General features: G+C 45.9%; 16 protein-coding genes. 12 read left to right on the top strand and 4 right to left on the bottom strand.

The genetic code is table 11. From position 1 onward, the window contains the following. Positions 1–2: 2 nt before the first annotated feature. Positions 3–1,682, top strand: coding sequence for a glycoside hydrolase family 88 protein (locus GKS34_RS02190; protein WP_240459162.1), 1,680 nt, complete (start codon positions 3–5; stop codon positions 1,680–1,682). On the opposite strand, the gene GKS34_RS02185 is transcribed toward GKS34_RS02190, so the two are convergent. Together GKS34_RS02185 and GKS34_RS02180 are read right to left on the bottom strand one after the other, a co-directional pair. Further along, positions 1,664–2,914, bottom strand: coding sequence for a glycosyltransferase family protein (locus GKS34_RS02185; RefSeq protein ID WP_163383168.1), 1,251 nt, complete (start codon positions 2,912–2,914; stop codon positions 1,664–1,666). The genes GKS34_RS02190 and GKS34_RS02185 overlap by 19 nt on opposite strands. A gap of 107 nt (positions 2,915–3,021) precedes the next feature. Then, complete coding sequence (locus tag GKS34_RS02180) at positions 3,022–4,302, bottom strand: MFS transporter (protein ID WP_163383167.1); 1,281 nt, start codon at positions 4,300–4,302, stop codon at positions 3,022–3,024. Between the two features lie 292 nt (positions 4,303–4,594). On the opposite strand from GKS34_RS02180, the gene GKS34_RS02175 reads away from it, so the two are divergent. The 4 genes from GKS34_RS02175 (at position 4,595) to GKS34_RS02160 (ending at position 8,784) form a co-directional block, all read left to right on the top strand. Then, entirely contained in the window at positions 4,595–5,026 is a 432-nt protein-coding gene (locus GKS34_RS02175; protein WP_163383166.1) for a hypothetical protein, read from the top strand. A gap of 12 nt (positions 5,027–5,038) precedes the next feature. Beyond that, entirely contained in the window at positions 5,039–5,254 is a 216-nt protein-coding gene (locus tag GKS34_RS02170) for a DUF3820 family protein (protein ID WP_163383165.1), read from the top strand. Positions 5,255–5,344: 90 nt separating this feature from the next. Next, positions 5,345–7,720 carry a TonB-dependent receptor gene (locus tag GKS34_RS02165; RefSeq protein WP_240459161.1) on the top strand — a complete coding sequence of 792 codons (2,376 nt, stop codon included), beginning with the start codon at positions 5,345–5,347 and terminating at the stop codon, positions 7,718–7,720. Positions 7,721–7,833: 113 nt separating this feature from the next. Next, the gene (locus GKS34_RS02160; RefSeq protein ID WP_163383164.1) at positions 7,834–8,784 is read left to right on the top strand and encodes a DUF4625 domain-containing protein; all 951 of its coding nucleotides are present in this window, start codon (positions 7,834–7,836) and stop codon (positions 8,782–8,784) included. Between the two features lie 65 nt (positions 8,785–8,849). Here GKS34_RS02160 and GKS34_RS02155 read toward each other — a convergent pair whose 3' ends face one another. Together GKS34_RS02155 and GKS34_RS02150 are read right to left on the bottom strand one after the other, a co-directional pair. Next, entirely contained in the window at positions 8,850–9,074 is a 225-nt protein-coding gene (locus tag GKS34_RS02155) for a hypothetical protein (RefSeq protein WP_163383163.1), read from the bottom strand. Positions 9,075–9,242: 168 nt separating this feature from the next. Further along, positions 9,243–9,758, bottom strand: a complete 516-nt coding sequence (locus GKS34_RS02150) for a hypothetical protein (RefSeq protein WP_163383162.1) — start codon at positions 9,756–9,758, stop codon at positions 9,243–9,245. Between the two features lie 104 nt (positions 9,759–9,862). Between GKS34_RS02150 and GKS34_RS02145 the strand changes: the two genes are divergently transcribed. The 7 genes from GKS34_RS02145 to GKS34_RS02115 all read left to right on the top strand — a co-directional run bounded on the left by GKS34_RS02145 (position 9,863) and on the right by GKS34_RS02115 (position 20,827). After that, entirely contained in the window at positions 9,863–11,455 is a 1,593-nt protein-coding gene (locus GKS34_RS02145) for an ATP-dependent DNA ligase (RefSeq protein ID WP_163383713.1), read from the top strand. After that, positions 11,445–13,889, top strand: a complete 2,445-nt coding sequence (locus GKS34_RS02140) for a ligase-associated DNA damage response DEXH box helicase (protein ID WP_163383161.1) — start codon at positions 11,445–11,447, stop codon at positions 13,887–13,889. The genes GKS34_RS02145 and GKS34_RS02140 overlap by 11 nt, the downstream gene beginning before the upstream one ends. Before the next feature lie 73 nt (positions 13,890–13,962). Further along, entirely contained in the window at positions 13,963–15,090 is a 1,128-nt protein-coding gene (locus tag GKS34_RS02135) for a PQQ-dependent sugar dehydrogenase (protein ID WP_205602005.1), read from the top strand. An 81-nt stretch (positions 15,091–15,171) separates the two neighbouring features. Continuing rightward, on the top strand, positions 15,172–16,842 hold the full coding sequence (betA, locus tag GKS34_RS02130) for a choline dehydrogenase (RefSeq protein WP_163383160.1): 1,671 nt from the start codon (positions 15,172–15,174) through the stop codon (positions 16,840–16,842). After that, on the top strand, positions 16,842–18,317 hold the full coding sequence (locus GKS34_RS02125) for an aldehyde dehydrogenase family protein (protein WP_163383159.1): 1,476 nt from the start codon (positions 16,842–16,844) through the stop codon (positions 18,315–18,317). Before betA ends, GKS34_RS02125 begins: the two co-directional genes overlap by 1 nt. A 66-nt stretch (positions 18,318–18,383) precedes the next feature. After that, positions 18,384–19,868, top strand: a complete 1,485-nt coding sequence (locus tag GKS34_RS02120) for a high affinity choline transporter 1 (RefSeq protein ID WP_240459160.1) — start codon at positions 18,384–18,386, stop codon at positions 19,866–19,868. Then, entirely contained in the window at positions 19,865–20,827 is a 963-nt protein-coding gene (locus tag GKS34_RS02115; protein ID WP_163383158.1) for a nucleoside hydrolase, read from the top strand. The genes GKS34_RS02120 and GKS34_RS02115 overlap by 4 nt, the downstream gene beginning before the upstream one ends. The last annotated feature ends 249 nt before the right edge of the window (positions 20,828–21,076 follow it).

The raw sequence follows: 21,076 nt of genomic DNA, 5'->3' as shown, positions 1-21,076 counted from the left end.
ATATGACCATTCCCCTATCAAAATTCCCTCATTTATTGTTTTGGTTGCCTTCCTGTTTGATAGCCCTAACCGTAAGTATGTTGCCATCCTGCCAGGGAACCTCCATTCAGCCTCCAGAAAACGATGTATCACGGGCGATGGAAAATGGCTACCTGGCCCACGAAGGATACACCCGAAGTCTTCATTTTACAAGGGATTGGCTGGAGCACGCAGATCCGGAAACCGGTTTAATCCCCAGAAATCTGAATGACAGCAAAGATATATGGAATGCAAAAGATGCGGCAGCAGACAATTACCCCTTTATGGTCCTGACCGCTTCTCTTCTGGATAGAGACCTTTATGAAGGAAAGCTGGCAGGCATCCTGGAAACCGAACAAAAGTTAACCAATCGCCTAGACCGTTTACCTGACACCTATTCCTTTTCCAAAGGTGATTTTGAGCAGGGAGAGTTGAATAAAGAAGAAATTATTTTTGGTGCCTCGGAGTACATAAAAGATGGATTACTTCCGCTGACGGAATATATTGGACAGACCCCCTGGTCCAATCGCATGACCGCACTTCTCGACGATATATGGAAAAATGCAGCTAATGAGACGCCGTATGGAGTCATTCCTTCACTGAATGTGGAAGTTAATGGAGAATTATTACAGGCTCTTTCAAGGGTATATTGGATGAGTGGGGATGATAAATACCTGGACTGGGCCATCCGATTGGGGGACTATTACTTATTAGGTGACCATCATCCCACAGATGATTTCGAACTACTCCGGCTTCGGGATCACGGTTGTGAAATTGTCTCCGGGCTTTGTGAACTTTATGTTGCAACCGCCTTTGCAAGGACGGAAAAAAAAGAAGCTTATCAACCGGCCATCTATCGAATGATGGACCGAATCCTGGAAGTTGGGACCAACGAACACGGGCTGTTTTACAATCAAATAAATCCCCAAAATGGAGAAATTCTCGATAAGGGAATTGCCGATACCTGGGGGTATACGTATAACGCTTATTACAGCTTGTTTTTACTGGATAATCACGAACCCTACCAACAAGCTGTGCTAACGGCCTTAAAGAACCTGGACCATTATGAGTACTACGATTGGGAAGGAGGAAGTTCCGACGGCTATGCAGATGCCATTGAAAGTGCTTTAAATCTTTACAACCGAGAACCTTTACCAGAAACCAAAGACTGGATAGACAGTCAAATTCAACACATGTGGTCCCTGCAGGATTCGGCTCACCGTAGTGGAACGGAGTCTTACCGGGGCAATGGCATCATCGAGGGCTGGCATGGGGATGGGAATTTTGCCAGAACCACCCTGATGTATTGCCTCTGGAAAGCACAGGGGGTAACAGCCCATCCATGGAATGAAGATTTGTACCTAGGCGCTGTTCCGGACGAAAATGGAATTCTAATTTCCCTTTTGAGCGAAGAACCATGGAAAGGCACCATCAGATTTGACCGGATCCGGCATCAGCACATCTTTAATCTGCCGTTGGATTATCCCCGAATCAATCAGTTTCCGGAATGGTTTGTGGTTTCACCGAAGAAAAAGTACCGGGTGAGCTTCCCTTCCGGGGATACCTCGGGAAGTTACAGGGGTGACGAATTGATAGCGGGTATCGAAATAAATTTGGAAAAAGATCAGCAAATAGCGATCCTCATTCAGCCCATTGAGGAGTAGGAAGTATCCCTCTTCCTGAAGAATGCCAATAAGGTTACGGCATCCGGGTCTTGCAAAGCCAGTGAATCACTGGCTAGAATTTGCTGTGCAGCCTTCGTTACCGGTAGGTTTGGAAAGAAATGATCACGTAGGTAATGGGTCAATTTGAGCACCAAAAAACCATCAAACCATTGCCAGAATTTTTTTAAAAAAGAAGCTTTTGTGGTGGATTCCCGCTTTATTTGCTGCACCCGCTCCTGGAATTCAATTATTTCTAATATTTCCTTCAATGGCTCTGGCAATTGCCATTTGTGGGGTTCCTGATCGTAAAGTAGGGGTATCTGAGTAAATAATTCCTTTAAACAGGCATAACTGTCTGGATGATAGCTTTCTTTTGCAAGTGAATCGCCTCCCAGAAAGTCCAACTGAGCCCGGCCAGTACCGAAAGGTACCCGGTCTGACGCCCTGCAGGAAGGAAAAACCGTTGCATCCAGATACGAAAATTTTACTACGGGTAATAGTTTGTGCATAAAGTAAAAGTCCTCTCCGGCCTTGCGACTATTCATCCCGCCAGAACGGGCGTAGGCCGCAGCCCTGACAGCCATGCAGGAACCAACGGTATGAAAAGCAAAGGGGTAGCCCGCCCATTTCAATCCCTGAATGTAACACCTTAGATGGAGTTCGTATTGAATGATTCCTGATGCCAGCGCCGGTTTGGGTTCGTTTTTATACCGGTGTTCAAACATAAAATGTCCAAGGTCCAGGGAAGGATCCTGAAAAGCCTTTTCGGCAGCCACAAGGTATGGCTCAGAAACCTCACAGTCTGCATCCAAACAAAGAATGGGACCATTTTTCCCCAGCATCCCCCAGCGGCGTAAGGCCTCATCCATGCCAATTTTCCGTGCCAAACCGGCTCCCGCCTTCTTTTTTGGAAGCGCTTCCTCCCGAATAAGCTTCAGCTGTATGAAATGATCTGGATGGTTCCTCTTCCATTCCTGGACCTGTCGGATGCATTCCCGATTAGTTGTCAATACAGCGTCCGGAGCACCAGCTGGTGCATTGACAACACAAATTACTTCTACTGACCCAGTGGTAGGCTGACAATTTCCGAGTGAATTTAGGGTGATATCGATGTTGGGTTCCATGTAGGCGGGAATAACCACAACTAAAGACAGGTCATCGGGAGGAGCACCCTTAAGGTAGGATTCCTTTACCTGAAATCGTTTGGTATATGTTCCAATAATCGCTTGCATGGTGGAGAAAACTATTGTGTGATTTATTTCGGAAAAGTACAAAAAATACTGACAGAGACCGGCCGATTGTACCTAAGGCTTAGGATGAAGTTTCAGGTCCTGATAAATCAATGCTTCAAATTGAAAATATTAAAAAAATCAAACCTTCGGTGACGCCTTTTGTATTTGTATTTCATTTTAGCATAGGTGTAATTAGGTACGATCCGGAAAGACATTATGATAATCACGAACATCAAAATCAGGGAACCGATAAATACCACATCAAAGCTATAGCCAGCATCCACTACCACGCCGTAAATGGCAGGACCTACGGCCGAACTTAACACCATGACGGAAGCAAAAATACTCCGAACCTTGCCTATAAAACCGGCACCAAATAATTCAACCTGGAGGGCAGAAACGATGGCATTTCCAAAGCCCGCAGAGGCCCCCATCAGGATCATGTATGGAAAAATGACCAAGGGGTCACTGAATAACCAAATACACAAGATGGCCAAAAGAAAAGGGATCAGGTAAAAAGGAAAAAACTTCCTTGCCGTGTACTTGTCAATCAGAGGCCCCGCAAACAAGATGGCCATAGAACCCGAAATAGCATAAAAAGTTAGCCCTACCGCCATCCATTCCAAAGTCCAGCCCTTAAAATCAGCAATGGCAAACTGATAAAAAAACAAGCCAGTCACTGTAAAAGAAAGTACGAATAAATTGGGGGCTAAAAGCCAAAACGTTCTGGATTTCATAATTTCCCATTGGGTAGCTTCTTTTTTAGAACTGGGGTGGTCGGAATCGTTTACTTCCTCATGTACAACCAGCTTTTTTTCATCTATGAAAAAATACAAATACAAGGGGACCACTACCAAAACGATCAGGGCATTTACCAATAAGGATTCTCTCCAGCCAAAAAGGTTGATCAGTCCCACTACCATGATAGGCAAAGCCGCCTGCCCGAAAGGGTGCCCCAAGGATGCCAGGCTGATGGCCTTTCCCCTGCCCTTCTGAAAGTATTTGGACATACTGGTAATGGCTATATGACTGAATAACCCCTGTCCGGCGATACGCAGCCCAAAAAAGGCCAGGGGAAGGAAATACCAATACTTGTTAAAACTCATTAACACCATGGCCAAAATAAAAATGACCATTGCTATAAGTGTGTATTTTACCAAGCTGATTTTGTCGATGTATTTTCCTATTTGAGGCAAAAGCAAAGCACTTGCAATGGTAGCTACCATGTAATAAACGCTGATTTGGGCATTCTGAAGGGAAAACTCCTCAATCAGGTAGGGCACATAGAGAGCCAGCAGATAGGTTTGCCCGTAGCCCGAAAGACACGTCATTAGCAACCCGAAAGACAGGAGTTTCTTATTTTCTAAAACAAAATTCAAGTAGTTCATTAAATGCTGGTTTTTTGCAATCTATAAAAAGGTTTTCCGGGCTTTTAAAAAGATTATTTGTAAAATTAGAAATTAATAATTTTCAAAAAAACCAAATAAGATAAAAATGAAAGATAATTCCACACCCTATATTAACAACAGTCCCAACCAATCACTTCCCATTTAAATTGACCCAAATTGCCCATCATTAAAAGACAAATAATTCCTTCTCCTACTATAAAGCAGCTTCATTTGATGAAAGAGTCGTAATTTTTTCTTTATTTAGCCAATCGAAACAGAAAACACTCCAAACATGACCACCGGATTTCAGCATCTTCATTCTTTCCTGGCCTACATTGTTCTGGCAGGCATTTTATTTAGCTTCGTAGTTGCGCTCTATGGCGCCTTAAGTAACAAAACCTTTACAGAAAAAGACCGGAAATTCGGATTGTTAGGCATGGTGCTCTTACATATCCAATTATTAGTTGGAATTATCTTGTATTTTCTCAGTCCCTTGGGCTTATCCAACCTTAGCGGAGAAGCCATGGGTGATTCCATGAGCCGTTTGTATGCACTCGAACATCCACTGATCAATATCCTGGCCGTAGCGCTGGTAACCATCGGCTATAGTAGGGCCAAAAAGCTGACTGAAAGCCGGAGTAAATTCCGAAGTATCTATATGTTTTACGGAATCGGGTTTATTCTTATCCTTAGTCGAATCCCCTGGAATGCCTGGTTAAACTAATTTTCCCAAGATTTGGACAATACCATTCTTCTCGATCTGGTCTCTAAAAAAATGCCCTTTGGTAAATACAAAGACAGGCTTATTTGCGATGTTCCCGAACACTACCTGATCTGGTTCAAACGACAAGGTTTTCCTGAAGGTAAATTAGGCATCTGGCTCGAAACCATGTATGAAATCCGGCTGAATGGACTTGAGCATTTGTTGGATAAGTTAAAAACAAAAAGGTAATCAAATTCAATTTGCCATATTGTTGCAATAATTGGCAAATAAAGATACCTTTGTGTTTGAGTTCTGGTTTTCATCATCCAAATTTATCCTGTGAGGATTATTCTTCTATCCAGTTTCTTCCTGGTTTATTTGTCTCTTTTTTCCGTTGCCCAAGAAAGGTCGTTCTTCGCCATTGAAGGTACGGTAAGAAGCGAATCCGGGGAAGGCTTGCCAGCCACTATCATCGTACATGAATTGGGGAAAGGAACAGCAGCAGACTTAGAGGGTAATTTCCGTATAGATGGTTTAAACCCAGGAAACTACCACTTACACGTAACCCACCTCGGGTACAAGGCCCTGACCAAAACAATCAGGATAACTACGGAGGACCTGCAACTCGACCTTAGGTTGGAAGAATCGGCGATTACGCTGCAATCGTTAACCATAGAAGCAAATCCATTCAAAAACGGACCAGTAGAACAGTCCCAGAGCATTGAAGTAGTGGACAGGGAATTCATGGAAAAAAACAACTCTGGAACTTTTGCCAATGCCCTGGAAAAATTACCTGGGATCAGCACCATCAATACCGGAGTAGGCATCAGCAAGCCCGTTATCCGGGGAATGAGTTTCAACCGCATCATGGTCAATGACCGGGGAATCAAGCAGGAAGGCCAGCAATGGGGGGCTGACCATGGTTTGGAAATCGACCCGTTTGACGTAGACCGGGTCGAGGTGGTCAAGGGGCCTGCCTCGCTTATTTACGGTTCGGACGGAATGTCCGGTGTGATCAATATATCCCCAGCTCCCTTTCCCCGGGAAGGGAACATTCAGGGCCATCTGATCAACAGCTACCGTACCAATAATGCCATGAGAAGTCATTCGGCCATGGTAGAAGGAAATAAAAACGACTTTGTGTTTAAAGGACGAGTCACCCTTCAGGATTTTCAAGATTACCGGGTCCCGGCAGATAGATTTGTCTATGCAGGTTTTGAATTACCGGTATATGATAACCGGTTAAAAAACACTGCCGGAAAGGAAAGGCATTTTTCCCTCATGACCGGCTGGCGAAAAAACTGGGGAAAATCCACGCTCACTGTGAGCCGTTTTCAACAAAAAGCGGGGATATTTACCGGGGCTGTGGGCATTCCAAACAGCTACAACCTTCGTCACAACGGAGATTATGGGGATATCGAATTTCCCCGCCAGGACAACACCCATCTTAAGGTCATTTCCAATACCACGATTCAATTAAAGGAAAACTGGTTAGAATTAGATCTGGGCTATCAACGGAACGAGCGAATGGAGCAATCCCTTCCCCATATTCATGGGGTGGGCCCCACGCCCGAAGGAAATTTAGCCTTGGCCTTATACCTCAATACCTTCACGGCCAACGCCCGCCTAAATTACCACATCAATCCAAAACACCAATCCATTATTGGGTTTCAATCCTCACTAATGGATAACCGGTTTGGAGGTTTTGAATTTTTATTACCTGCTTTTCGGTCATTGAATGCGGGTCTTTTCTATTTCCATGAATACCGGTGGACAAATAATTTGATAGTAAACGCCGGTCTGCGATTGGATGGAGCACGTCATGTTATCCAGTCCCACGAACAGCCAGTATACGATCAATCCTTAAATCCTACAGGTGAAACGGTACAGCGAAACCCGGATATTGATCGCGATTTCTTTAATATCAGCGGAGCTACCGGTTTTTCCTGGATTCTTAACGAACATAACAATTTCAAATTAAACCTGGGCAGCAGTTTCCGTATTCCCACTCCTATTGAATTAGCCACCAACGGCATTCACCATGGTAATTTCAGGCATGAAATTGGCGATGCTGATCTTAAAAGTGAGCGGAGTTATCAGGCAGACCTGAATTTCACCCATTCATTAGATAAGCTTCTATTTGGAATCAGCCCTTTCATAGCTTATTATCAGGATTATATTTACCTGGCTCCTACCGGCAGGTTTTCTACCTTATCCGGTGCAAGTACCCTTTGGGAATACCGACAGAATAATGCCCTTTTTGCAGGCGCAGAGTTGAAATTTCAATGGGCTCCAATCCAGGGAATACAGTTTTCTCTTGCCGGAGAATACATTTATAATCAAAACCTGGATACCCGTTTGCCTTTACCCCTGACACCTCCTGCCAGCGTGCTGAGCAGTATCGAATATTCACTTCCAAAAACTTTGTGGTTCATTGCAAACAGCTATTTCTACCTGGAATACCGACAAGTAGCTGCTCAGAATCGGGTAGACCGAAACGAGCGAACTACTGGAGGTTATGGGTTGCTCCAGGCCGGGCTGGGATGGGAAATCCCTCTTGGCTCCAAAGCGTGGAAAATTCAGATCAGTGGTCAAAACCTGCTCGACACCTATTATTTCAATCACCTGAGCCGATATCGTTTGCTCAACCTGCCGGAACAGGGAAGAAATATTAACTTTAATCTGAAAATCCCCTTCCAGCTTAAAAGTAATTGAGAATTAAACGTAAACTTTTTGGAACTCTACCGGGTATGGCTTATTATTGCAACACTAATGCATATGCAATAAAATTGTATTGTAATCCATCTCTCTAAACTACCGCATCAATTATGAAAACAAACGGAATAGTCTTAATGGCCTTTGCTTCTATTTTTTTTCTGGCATGTGAAACCGGAAGTGAGTCTCCCCAGGATCTGGAAGCGCCTGTCATTGACCATGCAGAAAGCCACGATGAAATTGAGCCTCAAAATGGCGAGGTTTTCGGTGAGACAGCCGATCACGCGCCTATTAGGTTCTCTGTAGAAGACCCCTCGGGAATCGGACAGGTTCGGGTAAATGTACATGCTAATTTTGATGGACACAGCCATGCACGTATGAATAATGATTTCGTCCGATTGAATATTAACGATATTTACAGCCCGGAAGCCTCGAATCCAGATTTCCGATTTCCGGAAGGAAGTACCCGAATCAACATTGACGATCCTGGTACGGACATTTTCTGGGCAGGAGCCAACTCCCGATTGACAGGGCCGGTTATCGCTGGCTCGTATGATGTTGGCATTGAGGCTACAGATATTCACGGTAACCAAACCGGCTATGATGATGGAAGCAGCTATCTGGCCACCATCCAGATTCGTACCCCGTATGCCCCTTCGATCAGCATTACCAATCTCCATGAGGAGGAATTAGAAGCGGAGGCCGGGATGCCTTTAAACGTACAGGGTAGCATAAGTAGGACCAGTCATGATCTGAGTGCTCCCATTTCGTTTTTATGGATCAGGCTAACGGAAGAGCATGATGACCTCGAGGGCGAAGGCGGTCACAATCACCGAATCTCAGAGGAAGATTACTACGATCAAATGTGGGGAAGTTCAGCCTGGCTGGAAGAGGGAAGTGGTCCGGAATTACCACACGATGAAATGCTGGATCTTTCTAAAATTTTAACCGGAGATAATGCCATCCAAGTCCCTTCCGGAGAAGATCACCTGGATTTAGTTATTCGTGCTGAGGATGTAAATGGAAATACAACCGAAAAAACATTTACCGTCCACATAGAGTAACTGAATCAAAAAAGCGCTTTCATATGATAGCGCTTTTTTGATTTTTAAATATATAGTGGTTTAGTTTAATTTTTTCCTGTCCAGTCTACTTTTATCTGGGTGTGAGGCAAATCAAATCGATGAACAATTAAATCTTTTTTCACCGACCAAAAAGCATCCTTTATTGATTGAGGCAGCTTAACTGATTTGGCAGAAAAATCGCTCACCTCCGGTAGCGAATCCCAAAACCCTTGTTGACTTATTAAAGAAAAGGTTAAAATAATAAGCAGATACTTGATAGAAAATTTCATAACTCATTTTGTTTAATAAAGTAATAACTATAATTAAACAAAAATGTTTGCGTAGAAAATAAAAAAGAGCCAGTTAGGCTCAAATTTTCAGGATAATCAGCTGATTAAAATGTTTGATCCTAATAGAAGGGCCCGCTTACCCCGAATTAACTAAAAAATAATGATTAACTATTCAGGGTAATTAGGTGAACACAATGCTATTTTGTTGGTATTAAAATTTTGAAGTGAAGTATCGTTGCTACCGATATTGCCGCTAACGAGAATAATATCGTAATCAGGACCCTGGTCTGCCAGGTGGATTTTTATATGCCCATCGAAGTTTTTTAATGTTTCAAAATCTGGCTCATTTCCATTTGATAGTTTGCCAATAACCGTTCTGCTTTGCAAGGTTCGGCTGTCAATGGGGCTAAGCAGCTGTGCAATGGTAGCGTCTTCTTCGTCCAGACTTCCAAAATGTAAGTGCCCTGTGTAGAAGTAAGGGTCCATGGAATTTACACCGTTCAATTGGATTAATAACTCCACAACAGCATCTTCCCTTAGCTCAAAAGTAGCGGTACCATCAAAGGCATATTCTCCGGTCTGGTACAAGGGATAACTAACGGACTGAATTTCAGGAGAATTTTCTTCCGGTTGGCATCCTGTGAACGCCAACACTAAAACTGAGATAAATGGGATTTTTTTCATTTGTTAGTAATTTACTCACCAAATTTCTAAACGAACAATTGAAATTATTGGTTTATGAAGAACTTAAAATTGTGAAATTAAGTGAGGAAAATCATCAAAATAGGATGAAAAGATTTTCAAAATTGATCAACCAACTAGACGAGACTAACAAGACCGGAGATAAATTACGTCTGTTGGAAGCCTATTTTGCCGAGGCACCTGACCAGGATCGTCTTTGGACCATGGCGCTATTCACCCATAAGCGACCCAAAAGAACCGTAACCAGCAGGCAACTACGGGACCTATGCTGCGAAATTGCCGGGATTCCCGATTGGTTATTTGAGGAATCGTACCAAACCGTCGGAGATTTGGCTGAAACCATTGCGCTGGTACTTCCTGAATCGCAGGGGCATTCGGAAAGCCCTCTACACGTGTGGATACAGTTTCTCGAAGAGTTAAAAAATCGGGAAGAGGTCGATAAAAAAGCGGCCATTCGGCAAGCTTGGCAAACCCTATCCAAAGAAGAGCGTCTGGTTTTTAATAAATTGATAACTGGGGGATTTCGAATCGGAGTTAGCCAGCAACTGATTACACGCGCGTTGGCAACTACCTTTGGTTTGGAAAAAACAGCCGTAGCACATCGGATCATGGGAAACTGGAATCCCTGGCAGACATCTTTCAGTGATTTAATGTTTAACTCGGATCTTTCTGCGGATCTTTCCCGTCCCTACCCTTTTTTTCTGGCTCATCCGGTGGAAAGGGCTGAGGACTTACCCGGAGAAAGGTCAGACTGGCAAGCCGAGTGGAAATGGGATGGTATCCGGGGCCAGCTTATTCATCGCCAAGGAGAGGTTTTTATCTGGTCCAGGGGAGAAGAATTGGTTACGGATAAATTTCCGGAATTAGAGGCCATGGGAAAAGCCATTCCGGATGGTACGGCATTGGACGGTGAAATCATGCCTTTTGAAAGCGACAGGCCGCTTCCCTTTGGCCTGCTGCAAACCCGCTTAGGTAGAAAAAATGTCAGTGCCCGTCTTTTGAGAGAGGCTCCGGTATCTTTTATGGCTTACGATTTACTGGAATGGGAAGGACAGGACGTTCGGAATTGGAAGCTTTCCGAACGAAGGAAAACCTTGGAAGGTTTGGTTGAATCACATCCTGAAAAAAAACTATTGATTTCCCAAGTGCTGGCGGCTCCTACCTGGACGGAATTAACCCAAATACGGGAACAATCCAGAGAGATGAAAGCGGAAGGTTTGATGCTGAAAAGAAAAGACGGAGTCTATGAGACTGGCAGAAAAAGAGGCGGATGGTGGAAATGGAAAATAGATCCCCTTACCATTGATGGGGTGATGATTTATGCACAAAAAGGCCATGGTCGGCGCGCAAATATCTATTCAGATTACACCCTTGCTGTTTGGAATGGGGATGCGTTGGTTCCCTTTGCAAAGGCCTATTCCGGACTGACCGATGCTGAGATGAAATCGGTAGATACCTATGTCAAGAAAAATACCCGAGAACGATTTGGTCCGGTAAGGACTGTGAAACCCGGTCTGGTTTTTGAAATTGCTTTTGAAGGGATTCAGGAGAGTCCCCGGCATAAATCCGGAATAGCACTTCGGTTTCCCAGGATTCATCGCTGGCGAAAGGACAAGCCCATCGAGGAAGCCAATTCCCTGGAAGATTTACAGCATTTATTGGAAAAATATGGAAAGTAACTGGGCAGAGAACTGGTTTCAAGAAAAAGGCTGGACTCCGTTTGATTTTCAGAAAGCCTGCTGGAAACACTACTTGCAAGGTCAAAGCGGTTTACTAAATGCTCCTACCGGCTCAGGCAAAACCATGGCTCTGTGGATGCCTGTACTGATGGAATACGTACGGGAACATCCCGATTCCTGGAAAAAACCACAGAAAAATGGCTTACAAGTTATCTGGATCACCCCATTGCGGGCATTAGCTCAGGACATACACCAGGCAATGAGCCGGGTTTGTGAAGAAACCGGCCTTCCCTGGCGAATAGGTGTTCGAAATGGAGATACGGGAGTGGCCGAACGCCAAAAGCAAAAAAAATCCATGCCGGAATGCCTGATTACCACTCCTGAAAGCCTGCATTTGCTGCTCTCCCAAAAGGACCATCCAATCCTCTTTAAAAATTTAAAAGGGATTATCGTTGATGAGTGGCATGAATTGCTGGCAAACAAAAGAGGCATCCAAGTACAACTCGCTCTCAGTCATATTCGCACCTTGACCAAACAGCCTTTAAAGATCTGGGGCATATCGGCCACCATCGGCAACCTTGCCCAGGCTCACCAGGTATTGCTAGGTGAAAAACAGCCGGAGCTTATCGTCCGCTCCGCTATCAAAAAAGAAATACTGGTCCAGTCCATCTTGCCGGACGAAGTAGAGCGGTATCCATGGGCCGGTCATCTGGGCATCAAAATGATCCAGAAAATACTTCCGGTAATCGAAGCCAGTCAAAGCGTCTTGTTATTTACCAACACCCGTTCCCAAACCGAAATCTGGTATCAGAAAATCCTGGAAGCCAAGCCGGAATGGGCAGGAATAATGGCCATGCACCACGGCTCCCTGGATCCTGCGGTACGGGCCTGGGTAGAGGCTTCCCTTCATGATAAAAAACTCAAATTAGTGGTCTGCACCAGCAGTCTGGACCTGGGAGTAGATTTCAGACCGGTGGATACCGTAATTCAGGTAGGAGGTCCTAAGGGCGTTACGCGCTTTGTCCAACGCGCAGGCAGGGCAGGCCATCAGCCCGGAGCCCTTAGCAGAATCTATTTTATTCCCACCCATTCCCTGGAATTGATAGAAGCAAGTGCACTAAGACAGGCGATTCATAGCGGGCAATATGAGGATCAGGTTCCTTTGGAAAACTGCTACGATGTACTTATTCAGTTTTTGGTTACACTGGCCCTGGGAGAAGGCTTTTATCCGGAACAACTGTTTCCTGTCATCCAATCCACTCATTCTTTCCGATCGCTCAGCCGGGAAGCATTCAAATGGATGCTCGAGTTTATCACCGTCGGAGGAAATGCCTTAGGCAGCTACGAAGAATTTTCAAAGGTGGAAATACAGCTCGATGGGCTTTACAAGGTGACCAGTAGGAAAACTGCCATGCTGCACCGTTTGTCTATGGGTACCATTGTCAGTGATCCTATGATTCAGGTAAAATTTCTGACTGGAGGCTATATTGGCTCTGTGGAAGAGAGTTTCATATCTAAGTTAAAACCGGGAGACGTTTTTTGGTTTGCCGGCAGAAGTCTGGAGTTTGTACAAATTAAGGAAATGAAAGCCCTTGTACGAAGGTCAAAAAAGAAAACCGGAACCATCCCCCGCTGGATGGGGGGACGCATGCCCCTTTCTTCCAGGCTGGCCGAACTGATTCGATCTGAGTTGCAAAAAGCAGCAGATCATGAGGAGGACTCTGTTGAGCTACGGACGATTCAACCTATTTTGGCACTACAGGGATCACTGTCCAGAATACCGGATCAGAAATCCCTACTCGTAGAAAAATGCAAAAGCAAGGAAGGATACCACGTCTTTTTCTTTCCTTTTGAGGGAAGGTTTGTACATGAAGTCTTGGCTGCTTTGCTGGCATACCGCATCAGTGTCAGCAATCCCATTAGCCTGAGCATTGCCATGAACGACTATGGGATTGAATTGCTTTCCGATAGTCCTATTCCCATAGAAGAAGCGCTGGAGGAGGACTTGTTTTCTTCGCACAATCTGATGGAAGATATTTATGCCAGCATCAACGAGAGTGAAATGGCACGGCGACGCTTTCGGGAGATTGCGGCCATTGCTGGCTTGGTATTTCAGGGCTACCCCGGAAAAAGTATTCAAACCAGGCATTTGCAGGCCACTTCGGGTATCCTTTACGGGGTATTTGAAACTTATGATCCAGACAATCTCCTTTTGGAACAGGCCAGGAGGGAAGTACTGAACGTTCAGATGGAAAAAAACCGGCTTGAGAACGTTATTGATCGCATCAACCGGCAAAAAATTCATTTGCTTTCCACCTCAAGGATCAGCCCCTTCGCCTTTCCAATCATGGTAGACCGCCTGAGCAGAAACAGTCTTAGTTCCGAAAAAATTGAGGACCGTGTTCTGCGCCTGCAGGCAGAACTGCTCGTTTAAAACTTGTTTAGGAGCTATTTTAAGTGTAATTTTACCTTTTATTTAATTAGCATATACCAAAATTACTCCTTATATGAAATCACTCTTTCTTTCCATACTGATGACCAGCCTTTACGTGGCCTGCATGGGGCAGACACCACCCAATGGACCTGAAGTAACTGACCCTGAATGGGACAACTACACCGTCGAAACGGTAGTCGACGATCTGAAATTACCCTGGGGAATGGCATTTTTGCCGGATGGCAGCCTGCTGATCACAGAACGTTCGGGAGAACTAATCCATTTTAAAAATGGTGAAAAAACTGAAATTAGCGGCGTACCTGAGGTACGTGCCAAGGGACAAGGAGGCTTGCTCGATATTGAGCTACACCCGGATTATGCTAGCAACGGCTGGATATATCTTTCCTATTCCTCGGAAGAAGGTCCGGGAGACGGTGCGCACACGGCGATCAGTCGCGCAAAGTTAGAGGGCAATCGCCTGACCAATCAGGAAGTGATTTACAAAGCTACCCCTAATACCGAAGCTGGCCAGCATTATGGGTCCAGAATTGTATTTGATAAGGATGGATATTTGTTTTTTACCATTGGTGAAAGGGGTAATCGGGACGAAAACCCGCAGGACATCACCCGTGACGGTGGAAAAGTATATCGATTGCACGATGACGGCCAGGTACCGACGGACAATCCGTTTGTAAACTCCACCGGAGCAAAAAAGGCCATTTATTCCTATGGTCATCGAAATCCGCAGGGAATGATTGTACATCCTGAGTCAGGAGAAATATGGGTTCACGAACACGGTCCCCGCGGTGGCGATGAAATCAACGTGGTCAAAAAAGGGGCGAACTTCGGTTGGCCAGAAATTTCCTATGGCATCAATTACAACGGAACCATCCTTACAGAGGAAACTTCCAAACCTGGCATGGAGCAACCGCTTTATTATTGGGTACCTTCCATTGCTCCCAGTGGATTTGCTGTAGTGACCGGCGACCGTTATCCGGAATGGCAAGGAGATTTATTGGTAGGCTCTTTAAGCTTTGCCTACCTGGAAAAACTTACACTCGATGGCGATGAAGTAACCAAAAGAGAAAAAATCATCGATGGAATGGGCAGGGTCCGAAATGTAGTAATGGGACCGGATGGCTACATTTATGCCGGAATTGAAGGAAAAGGTATCGTGAAGATCGTTCCATCAGCTAACTAATCAGGTTCGCTTGAGCACGGAAAACCCTGGAGTGAGAGCAACAGGAAAATCAGAATCGGATAGTTGCAGAAAAAATAAACAATGTCGAAAAACACCTATGATTTTATCATTATTGGCGGCGGCTCTGCCGGAAGCGTATTAGCCAATAGACTAAGTAAAGACCCTGAAAACAACGTTCTCGTCATAGAAGCAGGAAGGATGGACCATGCCTGGGATTTCCGGATTCACATGCCGGCTGCCCTTACCTACCCACTTTCTAACAATTTTTACAATTGGGGCTACTCTTCCGACCCAGAACCCTACATGCATAACCGCCGAATCTACCAACCCAGAGGCAAAGTGCTGGGAGGCTCCAGTTGTATCAATGGCATGATTTATATCCGAGGCAATGCGTTGGATTTTGAAAAATGGGCCGCAATGGATGGCTTAGAAGATTGGGGATACGCCCATTGCCTGCCTTACTTCAAGCGCATGGAAAACCGCTTGATCGGAGGCAATGATTACCGTGGAGAAGGAGGTCCTTTGCACCTGACCACGCCAAAATGCGACAATCCGCTGTTTGATGCCTTTTTTGAATCCGTTCAACAAGCTGGCTATCCCCTTACAGATGATGTGAACGGGTATCAGCAAGAAGGTTTTGGTAAATTTGACGCAACCATTTATAAAGGAAAGCGCTGGAATGCAGCCAGGGCATACATTCATCCGGTAAAAGACCGTAAAAACCTCAGTATTTCCCTAAAATCCACTGTTTCCCGCATTCTGTTTGAAGGTAACCGTGCCATTGGAGTTGAATTCGTAAAAGGCGGCAAAACCCATAAGGTCTATGGTGAGAAAATAATATGTAGCGGAGGAGCAATCAATTCCCCCCAGGTTCTTCAGTTATCTGGCATCGGTAACGGTGCTGAACTGAAAAAACTGGGCATTCCGGTGGTAGCGGACCTCAAAGGGGTCGGCGAAAACCTTCAAGATCACCTGGAGGTATACGTGCAGTGGGCTGCCAAGAAACCGGTCAGCCTCTACCCCTCCTTAAAATTTTACAACCAACCAAAAATCGGCCTGGAATGGCTTTTCAATAAAACAGGTGTCGGAGCTAGCAATCACTTTGAAGCAGGGGGTTTCATTCGCGGCAACGAGGATGTCTCCTATCCCAACCTGCAATACCATTTCCTTCCTATTGCTATCCGCTACGACGGTTCCGCCCCGAACGAAGGGCATGGTTTTCAGCTTCATGTGGGCCCCATGAATACCGATGTCCGGGGCCATGTGAAGATAAAATCTTCCGATCCCGGAGAATACCCCAGCATTTTGTTCAATTACCTTTCCACCGACCAGGAAAGGAAAGAGTGGATAGAGGCCATACGCTGTACCCGAGACCTTGTGAATCAACCGGCCTTTGACGAATTGCGGGGAAAGGAACTTTCTCCCGGCGCATCGGTGGAAACGGATGAAGAAATACTTGACTTTGTGGCAAGGGAAGGCGAAAGCGCTTACCATCCAAGTTGTACCTGTAAAATGGGGTATGACGACCAGTCTGTAGTGGATGCTAATCTAAACGTTCATGGCATCGAAAACCTGAGTGTGGTGGATGCTTCCGTAATGCCTGCCATTACCAATGGCAATATCTATGCACCGGTAATCATGATTGCAGAAAAGGCAGCAGATATTTTATTGGGCAACAGCTCCGAATCACCACAGCAGGTTCCCTATTACACGCATAAAACCGAAGTGGAAAAAAACCAAGTTTCCCATTAATGGATATACAACCCTTTTTTATTGATGGCTCCTGGGTCACGGCGCAAGCTGGAAACCAGCGAACCATCATCAATCCTTTTGATCAAAAGCCAATTGCTCTCGTCGCTGAGGGAGACCGAACCGACGCCCGGGCAGCTATACTAAGTGCGCGGAAAGCATTCCAGGAAGAAAGCTGGAGCCAGATGCCTGCCCCAGAGCGGGGAAAGATGCTCTATGAATTGGGTGATCTTATCGCTGCGAATAAGGAGAAATTAGCCAAACTGGAAACGCTAAATACTGGTAAAACCTACACTGAGAGTCTTTGGGACATGGATGACATTGCCGGCATCTTTCGCTATTATGGAGGCCTGGCAGACAAACATGCGGGAGAAGTCATAGCTAGTCCCAATCCTCACAGTCATAGCCGGCTGGAAAAAGAACCGGTAGGTGTGGTGGGCATGATTTGTCCCTGGAATTACCCTCTGCTACAGGCAGCCTGGAAAATCGCTCCTGCGCTAGCTGCCGGCTGCACGCTGGTAATCAAGCCCAGCGAACTCACGCCTTTAAGCACCCTGGAATGGACCCGACTGGCAGATAAAGTAGGCTTTCCAAAAGGGGTTATCAATATTGTTACCGGACCGGGTGCCACCGTTGGGGCCGAATTGGCGGAAAGCCATGAGGTGGACATGATTTCCTTTACCGGTGGCGTGGTAACGGGCAAAAAAATCATGCAGGCGGCTGCCGGGAATGTAAAAAAAGTAGCCCTTGAGCTGGGAGGCAAAAACCCACACATCTTGTTTGAAGACGGGGACTGGGAAACTGCCATTGATTTTATCCTGAACGGAGTTTTTTTTCACGCCGGACAAATCTGTTCGGCCGGAACCCGGGTAATGGTACAAGCCGCTATCCACGATGCGGTAGTTGAACGTCTCGAAACCAGAATCCGCAATATTCGACTCGGTGACGGAATGAAGGATACCACCCAAATGGGGCCACTCATTTCCGCAGATCAGTTGAAAAAAGTAGAAAATCACGTACAGACTGCCATCCGGGAAGGGGCGCATCTGGTCTGTGGGGGCAAAAGACCGCAAGGATCTGAATTCAGTCAGGGTTTCTTTTACGAGCCTACCCTTATAACTGGCTGTACCTCAGGAATGCGCATCGTTCAGGAAGAAATTTTCGGCCCCGTGGTGCATGTAGAGAAGTTTGACTCTGAAAAGGAAGCTATTCAGCGAGCCAACAATACCATTTATGGCTTATCTGGAGGGTTTTGGTCCAAAGATCCGGACCGGATTTCCAGAGTTTCTAAAGCCCTACGGTTTGGAACCGTATGGGTGAATGACTTTAACGTTTACTTTACCCAGGCCCCCTGGGGAGGATACAAACAATCCGGACTGGGCAGAGAACTCGGTACCAATGGCCTGGAAGAATTTCAGGAGATCAAGCATGTCTATCAAAATTTCAACCCCCAACCCCTAAACTGGTTCGGGAAATAAACTCTTACAACTATCGATACCACAAGCCTAGGCATTATCGTCACCGTTTTTTTTTACCTGATCATTTTGCTCACGGGCTATTATGCCAGCAGAAAGGAATCGGGTGATCAAACTTCCCAGGGAATGTTACTGGCGGGACGAAAGATGCCGGCATGGATAGGTATTTTTACCATGACTGCTACCTGGGTGGGTGGTGGATATATTATCGGTACCAGCGAGGCAGTTTTCGATAGCGCCCGTGGTCTGGTATGGGCCCAGGCTCCCTGGGGTTATGCCCTGAGTCTGATTCTCGGAGGCTTGTTCTTTGCCCGTAAAATCCGGAGCTTCGGATTTACTACCTTCATCGATGTATTTGAAAATAAATACGGAAAAAAAACCGCCGCCATCCTTTTTATCCCTGCCCTGATCGGGGAAATATTCTGGAGTGCGGCTATTTTGGCTGCGCTGGGAATCACGTTTGCCACGATTTTCGGACTGGATCTTGAAACCTCCATTTTGGTTTCTGCAGCTATCGCCGTAGGCTATACCATGCTAGGCGGACTTTGGTCTGTGGCCTATACCGATGTGGTGCAGCTGGTTTTTATCATCATTGGCCTGGGCATCAGCATTCCATTTGCATTGGATAAAATCGGCGGAATGGATCAGGCATTGGAAATATACGATCAAACCATAAGTCATGGGTTTCAGATTTTTCCTTCCCTGGAGGCCTTTACCGGCAACGACCCTGCCTGGGGAAATGGTATTTGGGTATGGTTGGATTTTGCGCTGCTGCTCATTATGGGAGGCATTCCCTGGCAGGTCTATTTCCAACGCGTATTGTCCTCGAGTTCGGACCGGTCAGCCGTTCGGCTTTCCATCTATGGGGGGATTTGTTGTGCGCTAATGGCCATCCCTGCCGTACTTATCGGCCTGGCTGGTGTGGGATTTGACTGGAGCAATTCTTCGTTGGGAGCAGCCCCGGAAGCGACCATGGTACTGCCTTACGTTCTTTTGGAAATGACCCCTCCGCTGATTGCAGCACTGGGGCTCGGCGCCGTGGCAGCGGCAGTCATGTCCTCCGTGGATTCCTCGGTGCTCTCGGCTGCCTCCATGTTTACCTGGAACCTGTACCGGCCCCTGCTCCGTCCGGGATGCACCGACAAACAGATCAAAAACACCATCCGATGGGCCATTCTAGGAATCGGATCGGTGGCTACCTGGCTTGCCCTGACCCTGAAAAGTGTATACGAACTTTGGTACCTCTGTGCAGATCTGGTCTATGTCATCCTGTTTCCACAGTTGGTTTTGGCCCTATATTTTAAGAGTAGCAACCACTATGGGGCCATCGCCGGGATTTTGGTTGGTTTGGTATTGCGATTTGGCGGTGGAGAGCCAATTTTCGGAATCGAACCTTTTCTCCCCTACCCCATGAATGATCCAATAGAAGGGTTACAATTCCCTTTCCGTACCTTTGCCATGCTGGCCAGTCTGCTTACCATAATCGTCGTTTCTCTTCTAACCCCGCAAGGATCCGGCTCGAAACAAACTAAATTGAACACTGAAAAATCATGAAAACCGGGTTTTCTCTTTACCTTCTTTGCTTTATTTCGGGAATTACGTTGGCTCAAACTGAGAAAATTATTCTGGATACCGATCTGGATTCTGATGTGGACGATGTAGGAGCTTTGGCCATGCTACATACGCTTGCAGATCATGACCGGGTAGAAATTCTAGGTGTCATCGTCACCAGTGACGACCTTTTTGCACCTCAATGTGCCGATGTCCTCAACCATTATTTTAAACGCCCAGACATTCCCATTGGCGTTGAAAAAGGCATTCCGTTAAATGATTTTTCCAGATACACCAGGGCACTGAGCCAGGCCTTCCCCCACAGGCTTAAGGAATATAATGATGCTGAAGATGCCACTCAAGTTTACCGAAGGCTACTGGCGTCACAACCCGACAGCAGCGTCACTATTGTGACCATTGGGCATTTGACCAACCTCAGGCATTTAATCGAGTCAACTCCGGATGCCATCAGTGAACTTTCCGGATTGCAATTGATTGAAAAAAAGGTAAAACTATGGGCCTGTATGGGCGGGCGATTCCCCGAAGGCAAGGAAGCAAATTTTTACCGGCCAGATCCGGAATCCACCAAAATAGCTGTGAACCGCTGGCCTGGCCGGGTGATTTATTCGGGATGGGAAATTGGCAATGAAATCATCACCGGAGGTACCTACCTGAAAAAATCCCTTCCTACCGAGAGCCCGGTTTACCTTGGGTATAAACTGTTCAATGACTTTGCTGGAAGACAAAGCTGGGACCAGTCGATTTTGCTGTACCTTATCTCTCCTGACAGCTACTGGGAGTTAAGTCTCAGAGGCAAGGCCCTGGTTAGTGAAGATGGCAGCAATGCATGGGAAATGGATAAAGAAGCAAATCAACAGTACCTGATCGAAAAGACCACTCCGACAGAAGTGGCCAAAATTATGGATGCCTTGATGGTAGGGCAATATCGGGATGGGTTTTAATCGTTTATGTTGAAAAGTCATACTTTGTGGCTGTCGTGCATATTATCCATACCGGAACGAATTGAGTCGATATTCCTCTGTTTTCTGTCCCTGATTCACTTTTCTGTTCGGGACAGGCTTTGATTAAAAGCAAAAAAATGCCGGAGCCTCATTGTTCATGAAGCCCCGGACAAACCCTACATTAAAAAATAACCAACTAACCAATAGGCAATTTCTTGCCTTCTATTCAACCCTTCTTGTCTTTCTCCA

Source organism: Cyclobacterium jeungdonense, from assembly GCF_010994275.1.
Classification (GTDB): domain Bacteria; phylum Bacteroidota; class Bacteroidia; order Cytophagales; family Cyclobacteriaceae; genus Cyclobacterium; species Cyclobacterium jeungdonense.
This window is presented reverse-complemented; position numbering and strand designations above follow the sequence as displayed.